Annotated in this window: 22 protein-coding genes; 14 read left to right on the top strand and 8 right to left on the bottom strand. The window is 71.1% G+C overall.

All coding sequences use genetic code 11. From position 1 onward, the window contains the following. Positions 1–8: 8 nt before the first annotated feature. Positions 9–1,220, bottom strand: a complete 1,212-nt coding sequence (locus tag ITJ54_RS07935; RefSeq protein ID WP_194627082.1) for an ROK family protein — start codon at positions 1,218–1,220, stop codon at positions 9–11. A 144-nt stretch (positions 1,221–1,364) separates the two neighbouring features. Between ITJ54_RS07935 and ITJ54_RS07930 the strand changes: the two genes are divergently transcribed. The 6 genes from ITJ54_RS07930 to ITJ54_RS07905 all read left to right on the top strand — a co-directional run bounded on the left by ITJ54_RS07930 (position 1,365) and on the right by ITJ54_RS07905 (position 7,731). Next, positions 1,365–2,111, top strand: a complete 747-nt coding sequence (locus ITJ54_RS07930; RefSeq protein ID WP_323741638.1) for a sugar phosphate isomerase/epimerase — start codon at positions 1,365–1,367, stop codon at positions 2,109–2,111. Continuing rightward, a complete protein-coding gene (locus ITJ54_RS07925) occupies positions 2,108–3,265 on the top strand; it encodes a Gfo/Idh/MocA family protein (RefSeq protein ID WP_194627081.1) in 1,158 nt (385 codons plus the stop codon). The genes ITJ54_RS07930 and ITJ54_RS07925 overlap by 4 nt, the downstream gene beginning before the upstream one ends. Before the next feature lie 185 nt (positions 3,266–3,450). Continuing rightward, positions 3,451–4,752, top strand: coding sequence for an ABC transporter substrate-binding protein (locus ITJ54_RS07920; protein ID WP_194627080.1), 1,302 nt, complete (start codon positions 3,451–3,453; stop codon positions 4,750–4,752). Positions 4,753–4,853: 101 nt separating this feature from the next. Then, entirely contained in the window at positions 4,854–5,846 is a 993-nt protein-coding gene (locus ITJ54_RS07915) for a carbohydrate ABC transporter permease (protein WP_194627079.1), read from the top strand. Next, positions 5,839–6,678: a carbohydrate ABC transporter permease gene (locus ITJ54_RS07910; protein ID WP_071270201.1), complete on the top strand. Its 840-nt coding sequence runs from the start codon at positions 5,839–5,841 to the stop codon at positions 6,676–6,678. The genes ITJ54_RS07915 and ITJ54_RS07910 overlap by 8 nt, the downstream gene beginning before the upstream one ends. A gap of 114 nt (positions 6,679–6,792) precedes the next feature. After that, positions 6,793–7,731, top strand: a complete 939-nt coding sequence (locus tag ITJ54_RS07905; RefSeq protein ID WP_194627078.1) for a hypothetical protein — start codon at positions 6,793–6,795, stop codon at positions 7,729–7,731. Positions 7,732–7,830: 99 nt separating this feature from the next. On the opposite strand, the gene ITJ54_RS07900 is transcribed toward ITJ54_RS07905, so the two are convergent. From ITJ54_RS07900 to ITJ54_RS07880, 5 genes are all read right to left on the bottom strand, one after another. Next, positions 7,831–8,574 carry an ABC transporter ATP-binding protein gene (locus ITJ54_RS07900; RefSeq protein WP_323741637.1) on the bottom strand — a complete coding sequence of 248 codons (744 nt, stop codon included), beginning with the start codon at positions 8,572–8,574 and terminating at the stop codon, positions 7,831–7,833. Positions 8,575–8,627: 53 nt separating this feature from the next. Further along, positions 8,628–10,166: an ABC transporter permease gene (locus ITJ54_RS07895; protein WP_194627074.1), complete on the bottom strand. Its 1,539-nt coding sequence runs from the start codon at positions 10,164–10,166 to the stop codon at positions 8,628–8,630. A gap of 122 nt (positions 10,167–10,288) precedes the next feature. Next, positions 10,289–11,014, bottom strand: coding sequence for a glycosyltransferase (locus ITJ54_RS07890; protein WP_194627072.1), 726 nt, complete (start codon positions 11,012–11,014; stop codon positions 10,289–10,291). Further along, positions 11,011–12,360: a bifunctional PIG-L family deacetylase/class I SAM-dependent methyltransferase gene (locus ITJ54_RS07885; protein WP_323741635.1), complete on the bottom strand. Its 1,350-nt coding sequence runs from the start codon at positions 12,358–12,360 to the stop codon at positions 11,011–11,013. Before ITJ54_RS07885 ends, ITJ54_RS07890 begins: the two co-directional genes overlap by 4 nt. Beyond that, positions 12,357–13,409, bottom strand: coding sequence for an acyl-CoA dehydrogenase (locus tag ITJ54_RS07880; protein ID WP_194627068.1), 1,053 nt, complete (start codon positions 13,407–13,409; stop codon positions 12,357–12,359). The genes ITJ54_RS07885 and ITJ54_RS07880 overlap by 4 nt, the downstream gene beginning before the upstream one ends. A gap of 104 nt (positions 13,410–13,513) precedes the next feature. Here ITJ54_RS07880 and ITJ54_RS07875 point away from each other — a divergent pair, with 104 nt between their 5' ends. The 4 genes from ITJ54_RS07875 (at position 13,514) to rplL (ending at position 17,089) form a co-directional block, all read left to right on the top strand. Continuing rightward, the gene (locus ITJ54_RS07875; protein ID WP_194627066.1) at positions 13,514–14,254 is read left to right on the top strand and encodes a response regulator transcription factor; all 741 of its coding nucleotides are present in this window, start codon (positions 13,514–13,516) and stop codon (positions 14,252–14,254) included. Positions 14,255–14,258: 4 nt separating this feature from the next. Beyond that, the gene (locus ITJ54_RS07870) at positions 14,259–15,764 is read left to right on the top strand and encodes a sensor histidine kinase (RefSeq protein ID WP_323741633.1); all 1,506 of its coding nucleotides are present in this window, start codon (positions 14,259–14,261) and stop codon (positions 15,762–15,764) included. 374 nt (positions 15,765–16,138) lie between these two features. Beyond that, complete coding sequence (gene rplJ, locus ITJ54_RS07865) at positions 16,139–16,654, top strand: 50S ribosomal protein L10 (RefSeq protein ID WP_017888663.1); 516 nt, start codon at positions 16,139–16,141, stop codon at positions 16,652–16,654. A 51-nt stretch (positions 16,655–16,705) separates the two neighbouring features. Beyond that, the gene (rplL, locus tag ITJ54_RS07860) at positions 16,706–17,089 is read left to right on the top strand and encodes a 50S ribosomal protein L7/L12 (protein ID WP_071270222.1); all 384 of its coding nucleotides are present in this window, start codon (positions 16,706–16,708) and stop codon (positions 17,087–17,089) included. A 158-nt stretch (positions 17,090–17,247) separates the two neighbouring features. Here the strand turns inward: rplL and ITJ54_RS07855 are convergent, their stop codons facing one another. Beyond that, a complete protein-coding gene (locus ITJ54_RS07855) occupies positions 17,248–18,174 on the bottom strand; it encodes a hypothetical protein (RefSeq protein WP_194627062.1) in 927 nt (308 codons plus the stop codon). 221 nt (positions 18,175–18,395) lie between these two features. Then, positions 18,396–19,823 (bottom strand): APC family permease, encoded by a 1,428-nt coding sequence (locus tag ITJ54_RS07850; RefSeq protein ID WP_194627060.1) that lies wholly within the window; start codon positions 19,821–19,823, stop codon positions 18,396–18,398. Positions 19,824–19,984: 161 nt separating this feature from the next. Here ITJ54_RS07850 and ITJ54_RS07845 point away from each other — a divergent pair, with 161 nt between their 5' ends. The 4 genes from ITJ54_RS07845 to ITJ54_RS07830 all read left to right on the top strand — a co-directional run bounded on the left by ITJ54_RS07845 (position 19,985) and on the right by ITJ54_RS07830 (position 26,086). Next, a complete protein-coding gene (locus ITJ54_RS07845) occupies positions 19,985–21,847 on the top strand; it encodes an ABC transporter ATP-binding protein (protein ID WP_194627058.1) in 1,863 nt (620 codons plus the stop codon). A gap of 130 nt (positions 21,848–21,977) precedes the next feature. Then, positions 21,978–23,342 carry a cystathionine beta-synthase gene (locus ITJ54_RS07840; protein ID WP_194627056.1) on the top strand — a complete coding sequence of 455 codons (1,365 nt, stop codon included), beginning with the start codon at positions 21,978–21,980 and terminating at the stop codon, positions 23,340–23,342. 106 nt (positions 23,343–23,448) lie between these two features. Beyond that, positions 23,449–24,594, top strand: coding sequence for a cystathionine gamma-synthase (locus ITJ54_RS07835; protein WP_194627054.1), 1,146 nt, complete (start codon positions 23,449–23,451; stop codon positions 24,592–24,594). A 73-nt stretch (positions 24,595–24,667) separates the two neighbouring features. After that, entirely contained in the window at positions 24,668–26,086 is a 1,419-nt protein-coding gene (locus tag ITJ54_RS07830) for an MFS transporter (protein WP_194627053.1), read from the top strand. Positions 26,087–26,110: the final 24 nt, after the last annotated feature.

The raw sequence follows: 26,110 nt of genomic DNA, 5'->3' as shown, positions 1-26,110 counted from the left end.
GCGCGCGGTCAGGACACGAGCTCCCGGCCCTCGGCGTAGGTGACGAGCTCGTCGACGCCGGCGGGGGAGAGGGCGTACCCGATGGCGAGTGCGGCGGCTCCCTGCAGTGCGGCGATGCCGCCGGCGCGGGACTGCGCGATGACGAGGTGCTCGGTGGCGAGGGGCATCGAGCGGGAGTAGACGACTTCGCGGACACCGGCGAGCAGGTGCTCCCCGGCCTGGGTGATCGAGCCACCGAGGACGATCACCGACGGGTTCATCAGCGACACGCACGTCGCCAGGACCTCGCCGATGTCGCGTCCGGCCTGTCGCACCGCGCCGATCGCGTCGAGGTCCGAGCGGGTGACCAGGTCGATGACGTCCGCGCTCGTGTGCACGTCGTGTCCCTTGGCCCGGAGCGAGCGGGCGATCGCGGGGCCCGACGCGACGGCCTCGAGGCAGCCGGTGTTGCCGCAGTGGCAGGGGACGCTGCCGGCGCTGGACACCCGGACGTGGCCGATGTCGCCCGCGGTCCCCTGGGCACCGCGCTGGAGTCGGCCCTCGGACACGATGCCGGAACCGATGCCGGTGGCGACCTTGACGAAGAGCAGGTGGTCGACGTCTGCCCAGCCGTGCTCCCGTTCGCCGAGTGCGGCGATGTTGACGTCGTTGTCGAGGAGGACGTGGGCCTGGATGTGCTGCCGGAGCCACGCGGGGACGTCGAAGCCGTCCCAGCCGGGCATGATCGGCGGGTTCGCGGGGCGTCCGGTGGAGAACTCGACCGGGCCGGGCACGCCGATGCCGATCGCGATGACGTCGTCGCGGGTCCGGCCGACCTCGTCGAGGAGCTCGTCGATGGCCTGCACGAGCCAGGTGAGCGTGGGGACGGGGCCGGCGGCGATGTCGATCTGGGCCTCGCGGGTGGCGAGCGGCCGTGCGACGAGGTCCGTCACCGCGACGCGGCCGTGGGAGGCGCCGAGGTCGGCGGCGATGACCAGGCGGGAGGTGGGCCGGAGCGCGACCTGGGCGGGCGGGCGTCCGCCCGTGGACGCGGCCGTCTCGACGGCGCCGACGAGACCGACGTCGATGAGGGCGTCCAGGCGCACGCCGATGGTCGAGCGTGCTGCTCCCGTCAGGGCGGCGAGTTCCGACCGGGTCCGCGGCACACCGTCGCGGAGGATCTGGAAGAGCTCGCTCGTCCCGACCGGAGGCGACGCTGCCGTCCGTGCCGAGTCGACCATGGTGCGAGTGAAACACACTTCGAATGCGCCACGCAACGAAGTGCGTCGAACGTCTGCGGACTTCTGCTTGACGACCGACAGAAGTACTCGTAGTGTGACGATCGGTCAGTGACGACCCGCACCAACTCGATGAGGAGAACACCGGTGACCCAACCGCTTTCGGTCCAGCTCTACACGGTCCGTGACGCGCTCTCGGCCGATCTGCCCGGCACGCTGCAGCGCCTCGCCGGCATCGGCTTCACGAACGTCGAGCTCTTCGGCTACGTCGACCGCGCCGACGAGTACGCGACCGCCCTGCGGGACGCCGGCCTCGTCGCCCCGAGCGGCCACGCCCGTCTGCTGGACGCCGGCGAGCAGGACCTCGAGCAGATCTTCCACGCCACCTCGACGGTCGGCACGGGCACGCTCATCGACCCGCACATCGACGAGGCCCGCTGGACCACCCGCGATGACGTCGAGGCGATCGCCCGCGAACTGAGCGCCCTCGCACCCCGCGCCGCCGACCACGGTCTGACCCTCGGCTACCACAACCACGCGTTCGAGTTCTCGAACCGCATCGACGGCGTCAGCGCCTACGAGGTCTTCGCCGACGCGCTGTCCGACGACGTCGTGCTCGAGCTCGACACCTACTGGGTCACGGTCGGCGGTGACGACCCGGTGGCGATCATCGGCAAGTACGGCGACAAGGTGCAGTTCCTGCACGTCAAGGACGGCGACGGCTCGCACGACGACACGAAGCAGGTCGCCGTGGGCAACGGCATCATGCCGATCGCGGACATCATCGCCGCGGCGCCGGACGCCCAGCACGTGATCGAGCTCGACGACCACGAGGGTGACGTGTTCCAGGCCGTCGCCGACTCGTACGCATTCCTGCAGGGAGCACACGCATGACCGACATCGCGACCGACACCACGTCGGCCCCCACCACCGCGACCAACCGGAAGACGGGCCCCGTCGGCGTCGGCGTCATCGGCGCCGGGGTCATCTCCGACCAGTACCTCGGGAACCTCACGGTCTTCCCCGACGTGCAGGTGCGCTGCATCGCCGACATCGACCTGGAGCGCGCCGCCGCCCAGGCCGAGAAGTGGGGCGTCCCCGCCTCGGGCACCGTGGCGGAGCTGCTCGCGGACGACGACATCGAGATCGTCGTCAACCTGACCATCCCGGCCGCCCACGTCGAGGTGGCCCTCGAGGCCGTCGCCGCCGGCAAGCACGTGTGGGGCGAGAAGCCCTACGCCCTCGACCGCGAGAGCGCCACGCAGCTCCGTGACGCCGCAGCCGCAGCGGGCGTCACCGTCTCCGTCGCCCCCGACACCTTCCTCGGCGCCGGGCTCCAGACCGCCCTCCGGACGATCCGCGACGGTCGCATCGGCACCCCGCTGAACGGCCTGACGCTCTTCCAGAGCCCCGGCCCGGAGTCGTGGCACCCGAGCCCCGAGTTCCTCTTCGCCTACGGCGCCGGCCCGCTGTTCGACATCGGCCCGTACTACATCACCACGCTCGTCCAGGCCTTCGGCCCGGTCAAGAAGGTCACGGCCACCGCGTCGAAGTCCCGTGCCACCCGCACGATCGGCTCGGGCCCCAAGGCCGGCACCGAGTTCCCGGTCGACGTCCCGACGAACCACTCCGCGCTCATCGAGTTCGAGGACGGCGGGAGCGCACAGAGCGTCTTCTCGTTCGAGTCCGACCGCGGCCGGACCGGCTTCGTCGAGATCGCGGGCGAGACCGGCACGGTCGTCTTCCCCGACCCGAACAACTTCGACGGCGACACCGAGCTGTACGCGCTCGGTTCCGAGGAGCCGGAGACGATCCCGGCCGTCGGCTCCACCTACTCGCGGGGGACCGGCGTGGTCGACCTGGCCCGCTCCCTCCGTGCCGGCGAGGAGAACCGAGTCCCCGGGGCCCTCGCCTTCCACGTCCTCGACGTGATGGTCTCCATCGCCGAGGCCGCAGAACGTGGCGAGGCGGTGCTCGTGACGAGCACCGTGTCGCCGTCCCAGACCCTCACCGAAGGCTGGGACCCCGCGGAACAGACCCTGGTCTGAGCTGCCGAACACCCGCACCACCGAACACCCGCACCACCGAACACCCGCACCACCGAACACCCGCACCACCGAACACCCGCACCACCGAACACCCGCACCACCGAACACAGCAGCACCCGAACCGCTCCTCCCGGAGCACAGCACCATCCCCTTGCACCATCTCAACGACGAGAAAGTAGAGAGTCATGCGCACTGTCACCCGCGCACTGGCCATCACCGCGGCTGCGGCACTCACCGTGACCGGCCTCGCAGCCTGCTCCGCCGGAGGGTCCGGTTCCTCCGGCGACTCCAAGACGCTCACCTACTGGGCGTCGAACCAGGGCACGTCCCTGCAGAACGACAAGGAGGTGCTGACCCCCGTCCTCAAGAAGTTCACCAAGGAGACCGGGATCAAGGTCGACCTCCAGGTCATCGGCTGGAACGACCTGCAGACGAAGATCCAGACCGCCGTCACCTCGGGCCAGGGCCCGGACGTCGTCAACATCGGCAACACCTGGGCGACCTCGCTCCAGGCCACCGGCGCCTTCAAGGAGTTCGGTGACTCAGAGATGAAGTCGATCGGCGGTGCCGACAAGTTCGGCAAGGTCGCGCTCTCCACCGGTGGTGCCCCCGGCAAGACCGTCACGAGCGTCCCGCTCTACGGCCTCGCCTACGGCCTGTACTACAACAAGCAGATGCTCAAGGACGCGAACATCACGCCGCCCACCAACTGGGAGGACCTGGTCGCCGACGCGAAGAAGCTCACCACGGGCAGCACGTACGGCTTCAGCCTCGCGGGTGGTTCGTACACGGAGAACGCGCACTTCGCGTTCATCAACTCGGCGCAGAACGGCGGCGAGTGGTTCGACAAGAGCGGCAAGCCGACCTTCACCTCGAAGGCCAACGTCGACGGCATCAAGCGCTACCTCGACCTCATGCAGGTGTCGAAGGTCGCGAACCCGTCGAACGCGCAGTACGACAACGCGACCCAGTCGGTGACGGACTTCGCGAACAAGAAGGCCGCGTTCATCCTCAACCAGAACAACGCGAACAACACGATCGACTCCCTCGGGATGAAGTCGGACGAGTACGGCGTCGTCGCGCTGCCTGCACCCGCGGGTGGCAAGGACATCGCCAGCTTCCCGGCCGGCATCAACCTGTCGATCTTCAAGAACACGAAGAACGAGGACGGCGCGCTCAAGTTCGTCAAGTACATGACGAGCGCGAACACGCAGACCACGCTCGACAAGCCGTACTCGGCCCTCCCGGTGCTCGCCGCCGCCGCCGACTCGGTCTCTGACGAGCAGACGAAGACGTTCCTCGACATCTACAACAACAAGGCCAAGCCGCTCCCGCTGGTGCCCGCCGAGGACCAGTTCGAGTCCACGGTCGGCAAGGCGATGAACGACATGTTCGCCAAGATCGCGACCGGTGGCACCGTCTCCGCCAGCGACATCAAGTCCGCACTGCAGACCGCCCAGGACCAGGTGTCCCAGGCGAACGGCTGATCCACACCCAGCCCGGAGGCCCGGGGCGCGTCCGCAGGACCGCCCCGGGCCTCCACCCCGCACCACCAGACTCGAACTCCTGACGCCGAAAGGCCCTGCCCATGTCCACGACGGTCCTGCCTGACTCCGAGGCCATCGACCTGACGCACACGAAGGCCCCGACGCTGTCGGGTCCTCCGCCCAGGGGGAAGCGCCGCCTGCAGTGGCTGCCGTACGCCCTCGTCGGTCCTGCCATCCTCTTCGAGCTGCTCATCCACATCGTGCCGATGCTCGTCGGCATCTGGATCAGCTTCGTGCAGCTCACCAAGTACTTCATCGCGAACTGGGGTGCCGCGCCGTTCGCCGGGCTGCACAACTACTCCGTCGCGATCGACTTCAACCAGGCGATCGGCCGTGGGCTGCTCAACTCGTTCCTGATCACGTGCGCGTTCACCGTGCTCGTCGTCGGGCTCTCGTGGGGCTTCGGCATGGCGGCAGCGGTCGCCCTGCAGAAGGAGTTCCGAGGTCGCGGCCTGTTCCGCACCCTGTTCCTGGTGCCGTACGCACTGCCCATGTACGCCGGCGTCATCACGTGGAAGTTCATGTTCCAGCGTGACTCCGGTGCGCTGAACCACCTGCTCGTCGACCAGCTGCACCTGTTCAACCAGGCGCCGTTCTGGCTCATCGGCAACAACGCCTTCGTGGCCGTGGTCGTCGTGGCGATCTGGAAGACCTGGCCCTTCGCGTTCCTCATGCTGATGGCGGGCCTGCAGTCCGTGCCGGCCGACGTCTACGAGGCCGCATCGGTCGACGGCGCCAAGCCGTTCCGCCAGTGGCGCTCGATCACGCTGCCGATGGTCCGCCCGGTGAACGTGACGCTCGTGCTCGTGATGTTCCTCTGGACGTTCAACGACTTCAACACGCCGTTCGTGCTCTTCGGCTCCACCGCGCAGCCGCCGGCAGCCGACCTGCTCAGCTTCCACATCTACAACGCGTCGTTCATCACCTGGAACTTCGGCTCCGGTGCCGCGATGAGCGTGCTGCTCCTCATCTTCCTGCTCATCGTGACCGGCATCTACCTCGCCGTGACCAACCGGAGGTCCGTCCGTGCGTGAAACAGTCGGCGCCAAGTCCTTCAAGGTCGTCGTCCTGACGCTCCTGACGATCTTCACGGTCGTCCCGCTCTACGTGATGATCACCACGGCCATCAAGCCGCTCGGGGACGTGCAGAACGACTTCACGTGGATCCCCACGCGGATCACGTTCCAGCCGTTCATCGACATGTGGTCGACCGTCCCGCTGGGCCAGTACTTCATCAACTCGCTCGTGGTCTGCACGGTCGCGACGGTGTTCTCGCTCATCATCGCCACGTTCGCCGCCTACGCGGTGTCGCGCTGGAACTTCAAGGGCAAGAGCGCCTTCACCACGACGGTGCTCTCCACGCAGATGTTCCCCGGCGTGCTGTTCCTGCTCCCGCTGTTCCTGATCTTCACGAACCTCGGGCAGACGCTCGGCATCCAGCTCGTCGGCAGCTGGCTCGGCCTGATCATCACGTACCTGACCTTCACGCTGCCGTTCTCGATCTGGATGCTCGCGGGCTACTTCGAGACGATCCCGCGTGAGCTCGACGAGGCCGCGATGGTCGACGGCTCGGGCCCGATGGGCGCACTGTTCCGGATCATCCTGCCGTCGGCCCGCCCGGGTCTGGTGGCGGTCGGCATCTACTCGTTCATGACGGCGTGGGGTGAGGTCCTCTTCGCCTCGGTCATGACGAACGGCAACGGGCAGACGCTCGCGGTCGGTCTGCAGCAGTACTCGACGCAGACGAACGTGTACTGGAACCAGATCATGGCGGCGAGCCTCGTGGTGAGCATCCCCGTCGTCATCGCCTTCCTCGTGGTCCAGCGGCAGTTCGTCGCCGGCCTGACCGCCGGTGCGGTGAAGTAGGGCGGCCGCACGCCCGACCGAGTCTCGGCTCGGCGGACATCGTGCGGGGTGCAGACCCCGCAGGACGTCCGCCGGGCCGAGTCTCGTTTCCGCTCGACCCAGGAGGATGGACCCATGAGCGACACCAGGGGGCGGCAGCTGCTGCCCGGACAGACCAGCCGCGTGCACGTGTACGACGTCGCCACCAGGACCGCACGGCTCGTGTTCGCGTCCGACACGGTGCTCGTCGAGGCCCCGAACGTGCTCGACGACCACACCCTCGTGCTGAACGGCAACGGCGACCTGTGGCTGCTGCCGCTGCCCGCACCCGGGGACGACACCGTGCTCGACGAGACCGCGCTCGTGCCCGTGCCGATGGACGGCGTCGACGAGATCAACAACGACCACGTGCTCGACCCGTCCGGCACGTCGGTCGTGGTGAGCGCCCGGAACGGCGAGCTCTACCGCGTGCCGCTGCCCGCCGGCGGCCCCAGCGAGCGGATCACCGACGTCGCTCAGGCGCTGCCCGTCGCCCGCAAGTACTACCTGCACGGCATCGCACCGGACGGGTCCTCGCTCGCGGCCATCGTCGGCGAGCTGTCCGAGGACGGCGTCTGGACCACCGACGTGGCACTCGTCGACCCGACCTCCGGGGACACCACCTTCGTGACGCGGGACGAGCACCCGACGGACGGCTGCTCGTTCGCCGGCGACGTGCTCGTGTACAACTCGGAGCGCTTCACCCCCGGGACCGCGCAGCTGGTCGCCCTGCGCGCGGGCTCGAGCGACCCCGTGCAGATCACGACCGACGACCGCGTGAACTGGTTCCCGCACGTCTCGCCCGACGGCGCGCACCTGCTGTACCTGTCGTACGAGCCCGGCGTGCAGGGCCACCCGGCCGACCACCGCGTGGAGCTCCGGCTGCTGCCGGGGACCCTGGTGCGCGGTGCCCGGATCGCGGTCCTGCCCGAGACCCTCGTCGCGCTCGACGGCGGCCAGGGGACGGTCAACGTGCCGCCGTGGGCCCCGGACTCGATGTGGTTCGCGTACTGCGACTACCCCGTCGCCGGCTGAGCGTCCCGCCCGAGCGCCTGGACATGACCGCCTGGAGGCCCGGTGCCGGTCTCGTGGACCCGCACCGGGCCTCCAGGCGGTCACCGTGGGTCGGCCGCGTCAGGGGCGCGGCGGCAGCTCGCGCACCTGCCCCTGCTGCAGGAGCAGCCGCCGCTCGGCGCGCCCCGCGACCCACGAGTCGTGCGTGACGATCACGACGGTGAGGCCGCGGTCACGCCACTGCCGCTCGATGATCGCCATGATCTCATCGCGGGTGCCCTCGTCGAGCGCCCCCGTCGGTTCGTCCGCCAGGAGCACCCGCGGGTCCTTCACGAGCGCGCGGGCGATCGCGACGCGCTGCTGCTGCCCGCCCGAGAGCTCAGCGGGCAGGTGGTCCAGGCGTTCGCCGAGGCCGACCTCCTGCAGCGCCTCGGTGGCACGTCGGCGCACCTGGTGCCGGGACTGCTTCGCCAGCGAGCCCGCGAACGCCGTTTCGACGTTCTCGAGCGCGGTCAGGGTCGGGATCAGGTTGAAGCTCTGGAAGACGAAGCCGATCTCGGTGGCCCGCAGGTCGGTCAGCGCCCGGTCGCCGAGGGTCGCCACGTCACGACCGGCGAGCTCCACCGATCCCGCGCTCGGCCGGTCGAGCGCGCCGAGCATCTGCAGCAGCGTCGACTTCCCGCCGCCGGTCGGCCCCTGGATCGCCACGAGCTGCCCCGCGGGGACCACCAGGTCGACGTCCCGCAGGGCGCTGACGGTCCGTTTCCCCTGCTGGTACGTCTTGCTCACGTTCGTCAGGCGGTAGACGGGCCGGGAGGCCGTGTCCCGCTCGTCCGTGCCGGCTGCGGTCGCGGTCGTGGTCACGATGGCTCCTTCGGGCTGTTCGGTGTGGTCGTGGGGTTGGGACGTCGTGCGCATCAGGCGACGCTCCGCAGGGCCTCGGCGGGACGCAGCCGGGAGGCGCGCCAGCCGCCGAGCGCACCGGCGACGAGTCCGCCGAGGACCGCCAGGCCGATCGCGAGGAGGAACACCTCGACGGTGACGGGCGCGTGCAGGACGACGTCCATGGTGGCCGCGGTGCTCGCGCCGCCGCCGAACCCGCCGGCGGGGGCCCCGCCGGTCGTGCCGCTGCCGGCCGCGGCCGTGGCTGCCGCACCGGGCATCCCGCCGGAGCCCGGGCCGCGGCCGGTCGTGGTCGCGGCGCTGGCGGAGACCGTCGGGGCGATGACGTTGATGACGAGGATGCCGATGAGCCCGGCCGCGGCGCCGATCACGCCGCCGATGAGGCCCTGCACGAGGGACTCGCCGGCGACCTGCCGGGTGATGCGACCGTTCGACCAGCCGATGGCCTTGAGGGTGCCGAACTCGCGGGTGCGCCGGGTGACGCCGGAGATCGTGAAGAGGATGGCGATGAGGAACGCGGCGGCGAGGACGAGGATCGACAGCCACCGGCCGAGGTTCGCGACGAGGCTCGAGGCCGTGGCGAGGGACCCGGACACGCTCGAGGCGAGGTCGGCCTCCGTGGAGACCGTGGCGCCCGAGAGCTTCGTCTGCAGGGCGGTCTTCACCGCGGCGACGTCGGACGACGAGGTCGCCGAGACGTACACGGTCGTCACCTCGCCGTCGAGGTCCGCGAGCGCCTGGGCCGTGTCGAGGGGCACGTAGGTGTTCGAGCCGGTGGTGCTCGCCGACCCGGTCGAGGCGACGATCCCGATGACGGTGAACTTCGTCCCGCCGATCTCGAGCGTGTCCCCGACGGCCTTCGACTCGCTCTTGGCGTACGCGGCGTCGAGCACGACGACGTCCTTGCCGGCGTCGCTCGTCCGGAACGCACGGCCCGTCGTGACCTCGGTGCTCGTCAGCGGACCGACGGTGTCGCCGGACACCGGGATGCCGGTCACCGTGAAGGAGTCGACGCTGAACGAGCCGCCGCCGAAGCCGCCGCCGCCGGTGCCCGCGTCACCGCTCGGGGCCTGTCGGGTGGCGGCGCTGTCGTTGCTGTTGCTGCCGCTGCCGCTGCTGCTGTCGGTGCCCTGCTTGACCGAGCCGGAGAACGTGCTGTTCTCGAGGGTCAGCACACCGGTGGCGGCCTTGACGCCGTCGGTCGCGGCGACGGCGGACAGGTTTGCGGCGGACAGGCTGGACGTGCCGCGGGTGACGGCGAGGCGGGACTGGGAGAGGTCGGTGCTGCCGGAGGAGCCCGACGAGCCCTGGTCGCCGAAGTCGAAGGACGGACGCCCGCCGCTCGTCGACGACGGGGTCTCGGTCTTCGTCACGGTGATGTCCGTGCCGACGCCGTACACGGACTGCAGCACACTCGACTGCGCGGTCTGCACGCCGCTGGAGATCGAGGAGACGATCACGACGAGGGCGATGGCGAGCGCCATGCCGATCGCGATGATGACCGTCTGCTTCCTGCGGTTCGTGAGTTCGCGCCTGAGGTAGGTCAGGAACATGGTTCTCCTCGGTGGGGGCCGGCAACCAGGTCACCGTCCGCGCAGTGGACGCGCGGCGGGGCCGACCGAGGAGACGCTAGGCAGCCGTCCAGTGGCTGCCCCATGCCCGTCCGATGAACCGCCTATGGGGCGTAGGTCTGCCGGAGGTGCTCCGCGTAGCCGCCCGGGGTGCGCCCGGCGAAGCGGCCGCTCGTGACGACGGGGAGGTCCGTCGTCGCCTCGACCCGGAGCCCCAGCGCGTGCGCGCGCTCGACCAGGCGGACGTCCTCGTGCTCCGGGACGGGGTCGAACCCGCCGAGCGCCGTGTACGCCGCGGCGAGCACGCCGAGGTTCGCGCCGTGCACGTGGCCGAGTGCCGCGCCGGGCGGGTGCGCGATCGTCCAGCGCTCGAGGACCTCGGGGTCGAGGTCGCGCGGGTCGGGCACCACGGCGCCGATCAGCACGTGCCACTCGGCCAGGAGCGCGTCGGTCTGCTGGACGAGCCACCACTCGTCGACGCGCGAGTCGGCGTCGGTGTGGGCGAGCCACTGCGCGGTCGGGTCGGGGGTGCCGGCGGCCCGGACGGCGTGCGCGACACCGAGCGAGCGGGCGCGCCCGACCCCGACGTGCGCGGTCTCGATGTGGTCGACCCCGTGCTCGCGGACGATCGCCGCCGAGTCGTCGGTGCAGCCGTCGAGCACGAGGGTGACACCCACCCGGACGTCCGGGCGCTCCGCGGCCAGGCGCACCACGGCGGCGTCGAGCGCGTCGAGGCAGGCGCCGATCCGTTCCGCCTCGTCGTGGGCAGGTACGACGACGTCGACGCGGTACCTCCCCGCGCCGGGTCCCCGGCCGGTCGGGTCCGTCACCTGACGAGTCCTTCGCCCCGTGCGACGGACACCACACCGGGGCCGGGCAGGACGCTCAGCACGAAGTCGTCCTCGACGTGCCGGACGATCGCGGGCCGGGGCCAGCGCTCCGTGAGCCGGGCGTCGACGACGTCTCCGCTCGAGACGGCCTCGTCGTCGGGGTGGCGCCAGTGGCAGGCGACGAGCACGCCGTCGTCCGCGAGGGACGCGATCACGTGGTCGATCGTCCGGTCGAGGTCGCCGGGGGAGAGGTAGTAGCCGACCTCGGACATCACGACGAGGTCCCAGGTGCCCTCGGGCCAGTCGTCCGGGAGCGCTGCCTGCAGGAACCGGGCACGCGGCGCACGGGAGCGTGCTCGCTCGAGCGGCGCGGCGGCGATGTCGGTCCCGAGGACGTCGTCGGCACGGTCGGTCAGGGCCGCGGTCAGCACGCCGGTCGCGCAGCCGATCTCGAGCGCCGACCGGTACCGCTCACGGGGCAGCGCCGCCAGGGTGACGGCACGCTTCCGGCGCTCGTACCAGGAGCCGTCGAAGTCCCACCCCTCGGGCTTCCTGGCGTAGTGGGCGTCGAAGGACTCGCGGGAGCGGGAGCGCTCGCCGCCGAGGAACCACTCGGTGCGGCGCAGGTGGTGCGCGGCGTGCCGGTCGTCGACGACCGGCTCGTCGCCGGGCGCGGGGGAGAGCGGCAGCACCTGGGACCGGTAGGCCGCGAGGGCGGCGCGCTTCCGGTCGAGGACGTCGTCGGTCAGCGCGAGGGCACGTGCGGTGGGCCACGGCGCGACGGGCTCGGCGGCGTCGTCCCAGTGCCAGGCCCAGATCGGGTAGGACAGCAGGTCGACCTCGGGCCGTTCGCCGCTGACCGCCTCGGCGACCTCCCCGGCGACACGGTGGTCGCGGTGGCCGTCCCCACGCCACGGTGCGACGAGGAGGGAGCGGCCGGGGGTGGCGTCGAGCCGGGCGACCAGGGCGTCGCGCAGCGTGTCGGGCTGCTCACGGAGGCCGACGTCCGGCACGCCGAGCGACCCCGCCGTGACCTCGGGGTGGAGCAGTTCGAGGGCGTCCCGGAACTCGGTGGCACGCACGGCCGCGAGCTCGTCGGGGGTGGTCGTGGGGGAGTCGGGGTGCGATCCCTCGCCGAGCGTGACGAGGACGACGTGCACCGGGATCCCGGCGTCGGCAGCGGTGGCGATGAGGCCGCCCGCGCCGAGGGTCTCGTCGTCGGGGTGTGGCGCGACGACCACGACCGCGTCGTACCCGCGCAGGTCGACCGGTTCGGGGGAGAGCGTGTCGAGGAACGTCGTCCAGGCCTCGGGGTCGGTGCCCGGCTCCCGGTGGTCGAAGCTCACCACGCGACACCGCCGCGCTCGAGGACCATACGGCCGATGCGGGCGAGGTCACGGTCGCCGTGGTCCTGCAGCACGTACAGCTCCAGGTCGGCGACCCGCGCGGCCACGGCGGGCTCGGACGTCAGCGGACCCGGGCCGATCGCGGCGACGACCCGCGTGCGGACGGCGTCCACCGCCCGGCGGACCCGGGAGCGGACGGTCTGCGCGACGAGGGGCCAGTCGGCGTCCTCGTCGGCGTCGATGCGCGCGGCCGCGTCGGCCAGGGCGTCCTCGGCGTCCGCGAGGTCGGCGACCACGGCACCGAGCGCGACGCGGAGCAGCTCGGCGTCGGGACGCGCGGCGGCGTGGTCGCGGAGGACCCGGGCAAGCCCGACGGCTCCGCCCCACCAACACGCGGCGACGCCGATGCCACCCCATGCGAACCCGGGTCGGGTCAGGTACCAGCCGGGGTCGCCGACCGGGACGGCCACGACCCGAACGAAGTCCACCGGACCGCTCGGCACGTCCGGCATGCCGCGCGCGACCCAGGCGTCGTCGTGCGCGGTGACCCCGTCCTGCCGCAGGTCGACGGCGAACAGCTGCCGCTCGTCCCCGCGGTGCGCGGTCACGAGCGCGTGCGAGAGCTGCGACGCGAGCGAGCACCACGGCTTCGCGCCGTCGAGCACGACCCCGCCCGCTCCGTCGTCGGAGGCCTCGAGGCGCAGTCCCGGCCCCTCCGCGGCGAAGACGCCCCAGGTCGAGCCGGCCAGGACCTCGGCGTCCGCCTGGGCCAGGATCGAGAGCGCGTCCAGGTGCGGCTCGACGGTGCGGGCCAGGGCGACGTCCACCGCGGCGACCGCCGCGAGCGTGACGAAGGACCTGGCGGCCGTGCCCGCGGTGAGGGGCGGGGTGGCGGCGGCGACCGACCGCGCGAACGCGAGCCGGTCCGTCGGGGCCGAGCCGAGCCTCCCGTCGGTTGCCGACAGCGCGGTGGCCGACAGCGCCGTGGCCGACAGCGCGGCGACGTCGACGGCAGCTGCGTCGACGGGCCAGGCAGCAGAACGGATCATGCTGCCCACCGTACGGACGCGGACATGTTGGGCGACAGATCATCCACAGACCGCCGTTGGCTGCTCCACAGACGACTCATAGACTCGTCTCGATACTCATAGACGTGACCATCTCCCAGCCCTCCGCAGCCCCACGCCTCACGCGTGCCGACGGTTCGCCGTTGCGCATCCTCGTCGTCGACGACGAGGCCAGCCTCACCGACCTGCTGTCCATGGCGCTGCGCTACGAGGGCTGGGACGTCACGAGCGCGAACGGCGGGCAGGACGCCCTGACGAAGGCGCGGGAGTTCAAACCGGACGCGATGGTGCTCGACGTGATGATGCCGGACCTCGACGGTCTGCAGGTGCTCAGCCGGCTCCGCCAGAACAACGACGACACCCCGGTGCTGTTCCTGACCGCGAAGGACAGCGTCGAGGACCGTGTCACCGGCCTCACCGCCGGCGGCGACGACTACGTCACCAAGCCGTTCTCGCTCGAGGAGGTGGTCGCTCGGCTCCGCGGGCTCATCCGTCGCTCGCAGATCTCGATCTCCGAGGCCGGTGACTCCCGCATCGTCGTCGGTGACCTGGTGCTCGACGAGGAGTCGTACGAGGTGTCCCGCGCCGGCCGACCCATCGAGCTGACCGCCACCGAGTTCGAGCTCCTGCGCTTCCTGATGCGCAACCCCCGTCGTGTGCTGTCGAAGGCGCAGATCCTCGACCGCGTGTGGTCGTACGACTTCGGCGGCAAGTCCTCCGTCGTCGAGATCTACATCTCCTACCTCCGCAAGAAGATCGACGCCGGCGAGCAGCCGATGATCCACACCGTGCGCGGTGTCGGGTACGTCATCAAGCCCGTCGTCTGATCCCGTGACCCTGCGCCGCCGGCTCGTCCTGAGCATCGTCGCCCTCGTCGTCGCCGTCAGCGCGGTCATCGGCGCTGGCAGCATCGTCGCGCTGTTCTCCATCCAGCGCTCCGCGATCGACCAACAGCTGCAGTACGCCACGAGCCGCGCCCAGAAGTCGATCGAGGGGCAGGGGACCGGCGGGCCCGGGCTCGACATCGGCCGTCCGTCCGGGCAGGCCGCCGGCACCCTCACCGCCTACTTCCTCAACGGCAACGCCGTCATCGGCAGCGTGCTCGAGGACGACGGCCACCTCGACAGCCTCGCGGCGTCGGCCGTCGAACCCCTCGGTGGCGTGCGCGTCGACGGGGAGCCCCGGACCGTGGACCTCGGCTCGGACCTCGGCCGATACCGCGTGACCGCCGCCCCCGTCGGTTCCGCCGTGCTCGTCGTCGGCCTGCCCATGGCGCCCGTGTACGAGAGCGTCTGGAAGCTGTTCGGCGTCGTGCTCGTCGTGATGCTGCTGGCGCTCGTCGTCGCCTCCGCCGCCGCGGCGCTCGCCGTCCGGCGCTCCCTCCGCCCGCTCGAACGCGTGGCCGAGACCGCCACGACCGTCGCCGGCATGCCCCTGGACCGCAGCGACGCGCTCGACGGCATCCGCGTGCCCGACGCAGACCCCCGCACCGAGGTCGGCCGCGTGGGCACCGCGTTCAACCGGATGCTCGGCCACATCGGGAACGCGATGCAGGCCCGTGAACGCTCGGAGCAGAAGGTGCGGCAGTTCGTCGCGGACGCCTCGCACGAGCTGCGCACGCCGCTGGCGTCGGTCCGCGGGTACGCCGAGCTCACCCGCCGCATGGGCGGTGACCTGCCGCCGGACGTCGTCTACGCGATGAGCCGCATCGAGTCGGAGTCGCTGCGGATGACCTCGATGGTCGAGGACCTGCTGCTCCTGGCCCGGCTCGACGAGGGCCGCGAGGTCCAGCTCGACGACGTCGACCTGACCGGCCTGGTGCTCGACGCCGTCAACGACGCCCACGCTGCCTCGCCCGGGCACGTCATCGAGGTCGACGTCCCACCCACCCCGGTCGTCGTGCTCGGTGACGCCGCCCGGCTGCACCAGGTCATCGTCAACCTCGTCACGAACGCCAGGACCCACACCCCCGACGGCACGCGGATCACCGTGGGCATCGAGACCGTCGCGGACGGTGTCGACCTGACCGTGCGGGACACCGGGCAGGGGATCGACCCGGCGTTCCTGCCGAAGTTGTTCGAGCGCTTCGCCCGGGCCGACAGCTCGCGGTCGCGCACGGCGGGGTCGACGGGCCTCGGGCTGGCGATCGTCGACGCGGTCGTGCAGGCCCACGGCGGCACGGTCGGGGTCGAGAGCCGGCCGGGCGACACGGCCTTCACGGTGCACCTGCCCGCGCGGGCGGGTGCGGCTGCTGCTGGTGCTCCTGGTGGTGCTGCTGGTGGTGCTGCTCCTCCCGCGGCCGCGGACGCCTGGTCCGGCGTGCCCGACCGCGCGTAGCGAGTCGGTTCGCGCGTGGGAGGTCGGGTCTTCCGACCGCCCACGCGCGATCCCGCATGCCAGGGCGCGCGTCATGGGTGCGTTCGCACCCACCGGACGGGAGGCTCGTGGCGGGCCGGCACCGGGCCTCCCGTCCGGGGGTTGGTGGCGTCCACCGCATCTGCTACAGTTCTCGAAGCCAAAGACCGCCGGTTTGCTGCTGTGCTCGCACAGCAGTCGAAGGTCCTCATCATGAGGCATCCAGCGCAGGTGTTCCGAACCACTCCATCCGCTTGCGGGGGAGCAGCTCCGAGCCTCTGCGCCGGAGCTTTTTTCATGTGCTGTGTTCGTTGCAGTGGGACCTGGGGCTGCCGGCAAGACCCCCAAGGAGAACCATGGCGAACAAGGAAGCTGCGGTCGCCGAGCTCACGGAGTCCTTCCGTAGCTCGAACGCCGTTCTGCTCACCGAGTACCGCGGTCTCACGGTCGCGCAGCTCAAGGAGCTCCGCAACTCGATCCGTGAGCACGCCACGTACGCCGTGGTGAAGAACACGCTGACCAAGATCGCGGCGAACAACGCCGGCATCTCGTCGTTCGACGATGAGCTCGCCGGTCCGTCCGCTCTCGCCTTCGTCCACGGTGACACCGTCGCCGTCGCGAAGTCGCTGCGTGCATTCGCCAAGGCGAACCCCGAGCTCGTGGTGAAGGGCGGTTACTTCGACGGTAACCCGCTCACCGCGACCGAGGTGGACAAGCTCGCCGACCTCGAGTCCCGTGAAGTGCTGCTCGGCAAGCTCGCCGGCGCACTCAAGGCCTCGCTGTTCGGTGCTGCGTACCTGTTCCAGGCACCCCTCTCGCAGGCCGTCCGCACGGTGGACGCCCTCCGCGAGAAGCAGGAGTCCGCGGCCTGACCAGGCACGCGTTCATCAACCACACGTACTAGCTAGCAGTAGGAGAAAATCATGGCGAAGCTTTCGCAGGACGAGCTCATCGAGGCCTTCAAGGAGCTCACGCTCATCGAGCTCTCGGACTTCGTGAAGAAGTTCGAAGAGGTCTTCGAGGTCACCGCTGCCGCCCCCGTCGCGGCTGCCGCGGTCGGTGGCGCTGCCGCTCCCGCCGAGGAGGTCGAGGAGAAGACCGAGTTCGACGTCGTGCTCAAGTCGGCCGGTGACAAGAAGATCCAGGTCATCAAGGAGGTCCGCAGCCTCACGTCGCTCGGCCTGGGCGAGGCCAAGGCCCTCGTCGAGACCCCCGACGCCAAGGTGATCGAGGGCGCGAACAAGGAGACGGCCGACAAGGCGAAGGCTTCCCTCGAGGCCGCCGGCGCCACCGTCGAGCTCGTCTGAGTCTGACCTTCTGGTCACGAAGGCCGCTGCCCCTCGGGGTGGCGGCCTTCGTCGTGTGCGGGGTCGGCGGCACGAGGCTCGCACCTCGCGACACGACTCGTGCGTGTGACCGCGCGGTCGGTCGCGGGGCACGAGGCTCGTCCGTGCGTGTGGCTCCATCATGCGAACACGACGCCGTGTTCGCGGAAGAGTGCTCGCAGTCGGTCGAGTTCGACGAGGTGCCACCAAGTGACCCGGACGACCGTTCGGACCTCGGGGTGAGCAGTCAGCCGGTCCTGTCGCAGCTTCTCCTGCCAGAGCACGTCGGCGGGGTCACGTCCGCCGAGCATCTCCGGGTCGACGTACTTCTGCCGGCCGTCGAACTCGACGACGACGCCGAGGGACGGGATCCAGAAGTCCACTCGGTCCACGTGACCGCTCGGTGCCCGGAACTCCTGCTGCGGGACGATCTGGGGAGCGCCGAGCTCGACCAGTCGGATCGCGGTGTACGACTCACCCGGCGACTCGTGCCTCGGGTCGAGGGCGGTCGCGACCGTCCGAGACCGGACGGAGCCACGAGCCCGACCCAACGGGAGCGCTGCGACGAACTCCTCGACGGTGAGCATCTGACGTCGGACACCACCGTCGACGGCGATGGCCGCCGTGGTGACCGGCAGGGTGGTCGCGAGTGCCACGGCTGTCTCGAGTGCGGTGGTGACCGGGATGCCCTCGAAGTGGGTCGACCGTGCGGCTGGGTCCCCACGGTCGACGTGCCGGACGAGTCCAGCGCGGTGCTCGACGTCGGTCACCGCCCTGTCGAGGACGTGGACGCGCTCCGGCGCTGATCCCCGGAGCGGCCACCCGAGGATGAGTGCGGCCGTGAGGTGGGAGAAGGTCGAGGTGACCCGGAGCCGGGGAGCGATCGCTCGTGCGCGAGTGAGATGGCGTTCCACCTCGCCGAGTTGGTCCCAGTCGTCACGGAGGAGGTAGACGCCCGGGCACAAGCGGTGCAGTTCACCCGCGCGGTGCCGACGCTGGAGCGCGCGGTCGTGCGCGCGGTCGACGCGGCTGAGTCGGAACAGTGTCGGTCTCGGTGTGCTCGTCATGGACCGACGCTGCCCGGCGACCGGCTCGCCGTGTGCTCGGGCGGTGCCCCTGTGGACAGTGCCCGGTCCCCGACGGCATGTGGAGGGCCCGTGTCGTGCGCGTCGTACGCGTCGTACGCGTCGTGCGCGCCGTGCGCGGACGAGGCTCGCGCCCGGCGACGCCGCTCGTGCCGCAGCGCGCACGGTGTGTCGCGCAGCACGAACCTCGTGCGGGCGGGGGGTCAGCGGAGGGTGCTGTGGCGGCGACCGTAGAGCGCGTAGAGCACCGCGCCGGCGACCATCCAGATGCCGAACGCGATCCAGGTGCCCGCACCGAGGAACACCGCGAGCAGAGCGCAGCTCAGGGTGCCGAGGACCGGGACGACCGGGAAGAGCGGGACCCGGTACGAGCGGTCGAGACCGGGCTGCGACCGCCGGAGGATGATCACGGAGACGTTCACCAGCGCGAACGCCACCAGGGTGCCGATGCTCGTCGCGTCGGCGAGCTCCCCGAGCGGCACCAGCGCCGCGACGACCGTCACCACGAGGCCCACGATGAGGGTGTTCACGACGGGGGTGCCCGTGCGCTCCGACACCCGCCCGAAGGCCTTCGGTACCAGACCGTCGCGCGCCATCGTCAGCAGGATGCGGGTCTGGCCGTAGAGCACCGTGAGCACGACGCTGGCGATCGCGATCACGGCGCCGACGGAGAACACCAGCGCCACGAGGGGCTGGCCGGTGACGTCGACGACGATGCGGACGAGGGACGCCTCGGTGGAGGAGAACGACGTCCACGACCGGGCGCCGATCGCCGCGATGGCGACCAGGATGTACAGAGTGGTGATGAGGGCGATCGACCCGATGATGGCGCGGGGGAGGTCACGCCGGGGGTCCTTGGCTTCTTCACCGGCGGTCGAGGCCGCGTCGAAGCCGATGTAGGAGAAGAACAGGCGCGAGGCCGCCGCGGTGACCCCGGCAGCGCCCATCGGTGCGAGCGGCTCGAAGTTCTGCGCACGGAACGCGGTGAAGGCCACGACCACGAAGAACACCAGCAGGGCGATCTTCACGATGACCATGAGGGTGTTGACCCAGGCGCTCTCGCGGGCCCCCGGCAGGAGCACCGCCGTCGCGAGCAGGACGAGCACGGCCGCCGGCAGGTTGACCACGCCGCCGTCGCCGGGCGGGGCCGACAGGGCGAGCGGCAGGTGCGTGCCGAACACCTTGAGGGTCTCGTCGACGTACTCGCTCGCACCCACGGCGACCGCGGCGACGGACACGGCGTACTCGAGCACGAGACACCAGCCGCAGACCCAGGCGATGCCCTCACCCATGGTCGCGTAGGTGTACGAGTAGCTCGACCCGGACGTCGGCACCGCGCCGGCCATCTCGGCGTACGACAGGGCGGACAGCAGCGCCGCGATGCCCGCCACGACGAACGAGATCCAGACGGCGGGCCCGGCGAGGGGGACCGCCGTGCCGAGCACGACGAGGATCCCGGTGCCGAGCGTGGCGCCGACGCTGATCATCGTCAGGTGCCACACGCCGAGCGTCCGGCGGAGCGGATTGCCGTCGACCCCGGCCGCTGCTTCGGCCTGCAACTGGTCGATCGGCTTGCGCCGGGCCAGTTGGTGACGGAGGGACGTGGCGGGGCGGGACTGCGCGGACGACATGGGACCTCGTGGAGCGGCGAACGGGACGGGTCATGCTCGCACGGCCCCGGATGGGGGTCAATTCCACAGGACCTCGCCGGCGGCTCATCGATGTCCGCCCGCGGGGTTACATTGACTCGGGAGAGCGGACCGTCCGGTCACGCCGGGCGGAAGGAGCTCGCATGAGCATGCGTGGTGGCGGTGGACACGGCGGCGGCCGGATCTCCAGCGGTGACTTCGACGCGCAGCGCGCGGCCAACGCGGCGGCACCGCGGATCCCGAACCTGCTCGGTCGCATCGCCGGGCTCTTCGGCCCGCACCGCCGGTCGATCGGGTTCACGGTGGCGCTCGTCCTGCTCGGTGCTGCGCTGTCGGTGATCCCGCCGCTGCTGACCCAGCGCGCGTTCGACGAAGGGCTGTTCCCGAAGTCGGGCACCCCGGACGTGCCGGTGCTCGCCTGGCTCGTGACGGCGATGGTGCTCCTCTGGATCGCGAACGCCGGCGTGGGGGTGTGGCAGACGTACCTCACGGCGACGGTCGGCAACAAGGTCATGGGGTCCCTCCGGATGCGGCTGTTCGCGCACCTGCAGCGGATGGAGCTCGCGTTCTTCACCCGGACGAAGACGGGGGTCATCCAGTCGCGTCTGCAGAACGACGTCGGCGGTGTCGCCAGCGTGCTGAACAACACCATCTCCTCGGTGCTCGGCAACACCGTGACGGTGATCGCCGCGGTGGTCGCGATGCTGCTCCTCAGCTGGCAGATGACCATCGTCGCGGTCGTCCTGCTGCCGCTCCTCGTCATCGCACAGCGCCGGGTGGGCCAGGTCCGCGCGAAGATCGCCGGGCAGACCCAGGAGTCGCTCTCCGACATGACCGCGATCACACAGGAGGCCCTGAGCGTGTCGGGCATCCTGCTCGCGAAGAGCTTCAACCAGCAGCGCAGCGAGACCCACCGGTACGGCGACGAGAACCGCAACCAGATCGCGCTGCAGGTCCGACAGCAGATGTCCGGGCAGTGGTTCTTCGCGATCGTCCAGATCTTCCTGTCGATCATCCCGGCGATCATCTACCTGGTCGCGGCGTACCTGATCCTCGGCGGCGTCCCGATCACCGCGGGCACGATCGTGGCGTTCACGACGGTGCAGTCGCGCCTGCTGTTCCCGACGGTCGGGCTGCTCCGCGTCGTCCTCGACCTGCAGACGTCGGGAGCGCTGTTCGCCCGCATCTTCGAGTACCTCGACCTGAAGCCCGCCATCACCGACGCACCGACCGCGCACAAGGTCGACGAGCAGCGGGTCGGTCACGTCGCGTTCGACGACGTCACGTTCACCTACCCGGACGGGGAAGCCGACAAGCCGACGCTGCGGGGTGTCTCCTTCGAGCTCCAACCAGGGCAGTTCGCCGCGTTCGTCGGCCCGTCGGGTGCCGGCAAGACGACCGTGTCGTACCTGGTGCCCCGCCTGTACGAGGCCACGGAGGGATCGGTCCGGTTCGCGGGGTCCGACGTCCGCGATCTGGAGCACGAGGACCTCATGCGGCACATCGGCATCGTGAGCCAGGAGACCTACATGTTCCACGCGACGATCGGCGACAACCTCCGCTACGCCAAGCCCGACGCCACGGCCGAGGAACTCGAGCGGGCAGCACGGGCCGCGAACATCCACGAGACCATCGCCTCGTTCCCGGACGGCTACGACACCGTCGTCGGGGAGCGCGGCTACCGGCTCTCCGGCGGCGAGAAGCAGCGCATCGCGATCGCACGGGTGCTGCTCAAGGACCCGCCGGTGCTGGTGCTCGACGAGGCCACCAGCGCGCTCGACTCGATCTCAGAGCGGGTGGTGCAGACCGCGCTCGACAACGCCGCTCGCGGCCGCACGACCATCTCGATCGCGCACCGCCTGTCGACCGTCCGCGACGCCGACGTCGTCTTCGTGCTCGACCACGGGCAGATCGTCGAGCAGGGCACGCACGAGGAGCTGCTCGCCCTCGGCGGGACGTACGCGACGCTGCACCACCAGCAGAACGCGCCGGCCGATCTGGTCTGACGGGCAGCGGGCGACCGACGGGAGGCCCGACCCACCTCCGCCACGGGCGCTGCGGCCCGCCCCGCTGGAGGGTTGTCACCCGGCGTCGCATGCCTGGGAGGTGCGGAGGTGCGCCGCCTAGGATCAACGCGTGCGTTACGCGAACTCCGTCGTCGACCTCGTCGGCGACACCCCCCTCGTCAAGCTGAACCGGGTCACCGAGGGCCTCCGGGCGACGGTCCTGGTCAAGGTGGAGTACCTCAACCCCGGCGGGTCCTCGAAGGACCGCATCGCGACGCGGATCCTCGACGCCGCTGAGGCATCGGGCGAGCTGCGCCCCGGCGGCACGATCGTCGAACCGACCTCGGGCAACACCGGCGTCGGCCTGGCGCTCGTCGCCCAGAAGCGCGGGTACCGCTGCGTGTTCGTCCTGCCCGACAAGGTCGGCGAGGACAAGCGGAACGTCCTGACGGCCTACGGCGCCGAGATCGTCGTCACTCCGACGGCGGTCCCGCCCGAGCACCCCGAGTCGTACTACTCGGTGTCCGACCGGCTCGTGCAGGAGATCCCGGGCGCCTACAAGCCGAACCAGTACGCGAACCCGAACGGCCCGCGCAGCCACTACGAGACCACGGGTCCGGAGATCTGGCGCGACACCGAGGCGCAGCTGACCCACTTCGTGGCGGGCGTCGGCACCGGCGGCACGATCTCCGGCACGGGCAAGTACCTGAAGGAGGTGTCCGAGGGTCGCGTGCGCGTCATCGGCGCCGACCCCGAGGGCTCCGTCTACTCGGGCGGCACCGGTCGCCCGTACCTGGTCGAGGGCGTCGGCGAGGACTTCTGGCCGAGCGCCTACGACCCCGACATCGCGGACGAGATCATCGCCGTGTCGGACGCCGAGTCGTTCGCGATGACCCGTCGTCTCGCGCGCGAGGAGGGGCTGCTCGTCGGCGGCTCCAGCGGCATGGCCGTCGTCGCGGCGCTGCGGGCCGCCCGCGACCTGACCGAGGACGACGTCATGGTCGTGCTGCTGCCCGACGGTGGCCGCGGCTACCTCGGCAAGATCTTCAACGACCGCTGGATGCGCTCGTACGGCTTCGCCGAGACCGACGAGGCCCGCACGGTCGGGTCCCTCATCGCGGGCAAGGACGGGCGCCTGCCCGACCTCGTCCACGCGCACCCGGGGGACACGGTCCGCGAGGTCGTCGACATCATGTCGAAGTACGGCGTCTCGCAGATGCCCGTCCTCAGTGCGGAGCCGCCCGTCGTGATCGGTGAGGTGATCGGCGCCGTCGCCGAGAAGGACCTGCTCGAGCACGTCTTCACCGGAGCCGCCAAGATGGCCGACCGCCTGGCCGAGTCCGTCGGCGACCCACTGCCGCTCATCGGCGTCGGCGAGTCGGTGTCCTCGGCCCGCCGTGCCCTCGAGACCGTGGACGCGCTGCTCGTCGTCGAGGACGGCAAGCCCGTCACCGTCCTGACGCGACACGACCTGCTCACCTACCTCTCGGAGTGAGCGCGCCAGCGCGAGCGGTGCGCGCCACGGCAGCGCACCCGACCGAGCGGTCCGCGCGCGACGCGATCCGAGCCTCCCGTCCGCTCCTGACCTGGAGATACGCACCATGACCGAGTTCAGCACCCGCGCCGTCCACGCCGGCCAGGAACCCGACGCCACCACCGGCGCCGTCATCCCGCCACTGCACCTGACGTCCACCTACGTGCAGGACGGCATCGGGCAGATGCGGAACGGGTACGAGTACTCGCGCTCCGCGAACCCGACCCGTGACTCGCTGCAGACCCTGCTCGCGGACCTGGACGGCGGCGTGGCGGCGTACTCGTTCGCCTCCGGCCTGGCCGGGGAGGACGCGCTGCTGCGAGCGACGCTCGCCCCCGGCGCCCGCGTGGTGATGGGCAACGACGTCTACGGCGGCACCCACCGCCTGGTGAGCCGCCTGCACGTGCCGTGGGGCGTGGAGCTCGTCGTCGTCGACATGAGCGACCTCGACCTGGTCCGCGGCGCGCTCGAAGGTGCCCCCGAGAAGACCGTGCTGTGGGTCGAGACGCCGACGAACCCGCTCATGAAGATCGCCGACATCGCGGCGCTCGCCGAGATCGGGCACGCGGCCGGAGCCCTCGTCGTCGTCGACAACACCTTCGCGTCGCCGTACCTGCAGCAGCCGTTGTCGCTCGGCGCCGACGTGGTCGCGTACTCGACCACGAAGTACCTCGGCGGGCACTCGGACGTCGTCGGCGGGGCGATCGTCCTCAAGGACCAGGAGCTCGCGGAGAAGGTGCAGTTCCTGCAGTTCGGTGCCGGTGCGATCTCGTCGCCGTTCGACGCCTGGCTGACGATCCGCGGCATCAAGACCCTGGCCGTCCGGATGGAGCGCCACTCGCAGAACGCGCAGGCCGTCGCCGAGGCCCTCGTCGAGCACCCGTCCGTGGAGCGCGTCTTCTACCCGGGGCTGGCCGACCACCCGGGGCACGACGTCGCGTCCCGCCAGATGCGCGGGTTCGGCGGGATGCTGTCCGTGGCGCTCGCCGGCGGTCCCGAGGCGGCGAAGCGCTTCGCGGAGTCGACCGAGCTGTTCGCGCTCGCGGAGTCGCTCGGTGGGGTGGAGTCGCTCATCGGGTACCCGAGCGAGATGACCCACGCGTCGGTGAAGGGCACCGAGCTGGCCGTGCCGGAGAACGTCGTGCGGCTGTCCGTCGGCATCGAGGACGCGGGCGACCTGGTCGCCGACGTGCAGCAGGCGCTCGCGCGGTAGTCCCGAGCGCAGCAAGCGCTCGCGCGGTGGTCCCCGCGCAGCAGGTGTCCCCGGCCGCTCCTACGATGGTCGCGTGACCACCGACGGACGCAGGACCACCGATGGCCGCGGGCCCACCGCGGCACCGCGGCCGTCCCTGTTCAGCCGGGGGTACGCGCTGCCGACGATCGGCATGGTCGCCATCGTCGCGGTGGCCGCGTTCCAGAACCTGGCGATGACGACGATCATGCCGGTGATCAGCCGCGACCTGCACGGGGAGACCCTCTACTCCCTGAGCTTCGCCGCCCCGCTCGCGGCGGGCGTCCCGGGGATGGTGCTCGCGGGCAACTGGACCGACCGCGCCGGCGGCCGGGTCGTGGCGTGGGTGTCGGCGATGCTCTTCGCCATCGGGACGGCGATCGTGATGCTCGCCCCGACGATGCCCGTGTTCCTCGCCGGCCGCCTGGTCGAGGGCTTCGGCGCGGGCGCGATCGACGTCGTCCTGTACGTGCTGGTCGCGCGGGTCTTCCCCGAGGACCTGCACGGCCCGGTGTTCGCCGGGTTCGCCGCCGCGTGGGTGGTGCCGGCGCTCGTGGGTCCTGCGATCGCCGGCTACGTCACCGAGCTCGCGAGCTGGCACTGGGTCTTCGCCGGTGCCCTCGTGATCGCGGTCGTCGCCTTCGTGCTGCTCGTGCCCACGCTCCGTCACCTGCACCCGCCGGCGCCCGAGCTCCGGCCACCGTGGCAGCGCGCCCGCATCGGGTGGTCCGTCGCCGCGGCCGTCGCGGTGCTGCTGCTCAACGTCGCGCCGGACCTGCCCGTGGTGCTGCGGGTCCTGGCGGTGGTGATCGGGCTCGTCGGTGCGTGGTTCGCCCTCCGCCCGCTGTTGCCCCGACGGACGCTGACCGCGGGCCCGGGGCTGCCGTCGGTCGTGTTGCTGCGCGGCGTGCTCGCGGCCGGGTTCTTCGGCAGCGAGGCCTACGTCCCGTTCCTGCTGCAGGCCCAGCACGGCCTGTCCGCGTCGGACGCCGGGCTGGCGCTGACGGTCTCCGCACTGAGCTGGGCCAGCGCGAGCTGGCTGAACGGCCGGCTGGGGGAGCGGCGGCTGCCGGCCGCGCGGGTGTTCGGCATCGGGCTGGCGCTCGTGCTCGTCAGCCTGGTGGCCGCGCTCGCGGTGGCCGCGTGGGACCTGCCCGTGTGGGTGCTGGTGGCGGGGTGGTTCGTCGGCGGGGCGGGGATGGGCTTCGCCTACCCCAGGACCTCGACGCTGACGCTCCGGTTCTCCACCGAGGGCGACGACGGCTTCGCGAGCTCGGCCCTGACGATCGCGGACGCCGCCGGCAGCGTGGTGGGGCTCGCCGTCGCGGGGCTGCTGTTCACCTCCGCCGGCGGTCGGGACCATCCCACGGCCTTCGCCTTGGTCTTCGCGGCGATGACCGTCATCACCCTGGTCGGGCTGGCCGCGGTCCGGCGGCTTGGTCCGGTCCCGGCTCCGTCCTCCGGGAACGGGTAGCGTCACCAGGACCGGGGCCCGGGG

The organism is Curtobacterium sp. VKM Ac-2865, assembly GCF_015350905.1.
Lineage (GTDB): Bacteria > Actinomycetota > Actinomycetes > Actinomycetales > Microbacteriaceae > Curtobacterium.
This window is presented reverse-complemented; position numbering and strand designations above follow the sequence as displayed.

What these genes read in the sequence shown, in the direction of transcription:
- rplJ (WP_017888663.1), top strand. Translation starts at nt 16,139, where the DNA reads ATGGCGAACAAGGAAGCTGCGGTCGCCGAGCTCACGGAGTCCTTCCGT.
- rplL (WP_071270222.1), top strand. Translation starts at nt 16,706, where the DNA reads ATGGCGAAGCTTTCGCAGGACGAGCTCATCGAGGCCTTCAAGGAGCTC.
- ITJ54_RS07905 (WP_194627078.1), top strand. Translation starts at nt 6,793, where the DNA reads ATGAGCGACACCAGGGGGCGGCAGCTGCTGCCCGGACAGACCAGCCGC.
- ITJ54_RS07855 (WP_194627062.1), bottom strand. Translation starts at nt 18,174, where the DNA reads ATGACGAGCACACCGAGACCGACACTGTTCCGACTCAGCCGCGTCGAC.
- ITJ54_RS07850 (WP_194627060.1), bottom strand. Translation starts at nt 19,823, where the DNA reads ATGTCGTCCGCGCAGTCCCGCCCCGCCACGTCCCTCCGTCACCAACTG.
- ITJ54_RS07915 (WP_194627079.1), top strand. Translation starts at nt 4,854, where the DNA reads ATGTCCACGACGGTCCTGCCTGACTCCGAGGCCATCGACCTGACGCAC.
- ITJ54_RS07920 (WP_194627080.1), top strand. Translation starts at nt 3,451, where the DNA reads ATGCGCACTGTCACCCGCGCACTGGCCATCACCGCGGCTGCGGCACTC.
- ITJ54_RS07880 (WP_194627068.1), bottom strand. Translation starts at nt 13,409, where the DNA reads ATGATCCGTTCTGCTGCCTGGCCCGTCGACGCAGCTGCCGTCGACGTC.
- ITJ54_RS07935 (WP_194627082.1), bottom strand. Translation starts at nt 1,220, where the DNA reads ATGGTCGACTCGGCACGGACGGCAGCGTCGCCTCCGGTCGGGACGAGC.
- ITJ54_RS07835 (WP_194627054.1), top strand. Translation starts at nt 23,449, where the DNA reads ATGACCGAGTTCAGCACCCGCGCCGTCCACGCCGGCCAGGAACCCGAC.
- ITJ54_RS07895 (WP_194627074.1), bottom strand. Translation starts at nt 10,166, where the DNA reads ATGTTCCTGACCTACCTCAGGCGCGAACTCACGAACCGCAGGAAGCAG.
- ITJ54_RS07845 (WP_194627058.1), top strand. Translation starts at nt 19,985, where the DNA reads ATGAGCATGCGTGGTGGCGGTGGACACGGCGGCGGCCGGATCTCCAGC.
- ITJ54_RS07925 (WP_194627081.1), top strand. Translation starts at nt 2,108, where the DNA reads ATGACCGACATCGCGACCGACACCACGTCGGCCCCCACCACCGCGACC.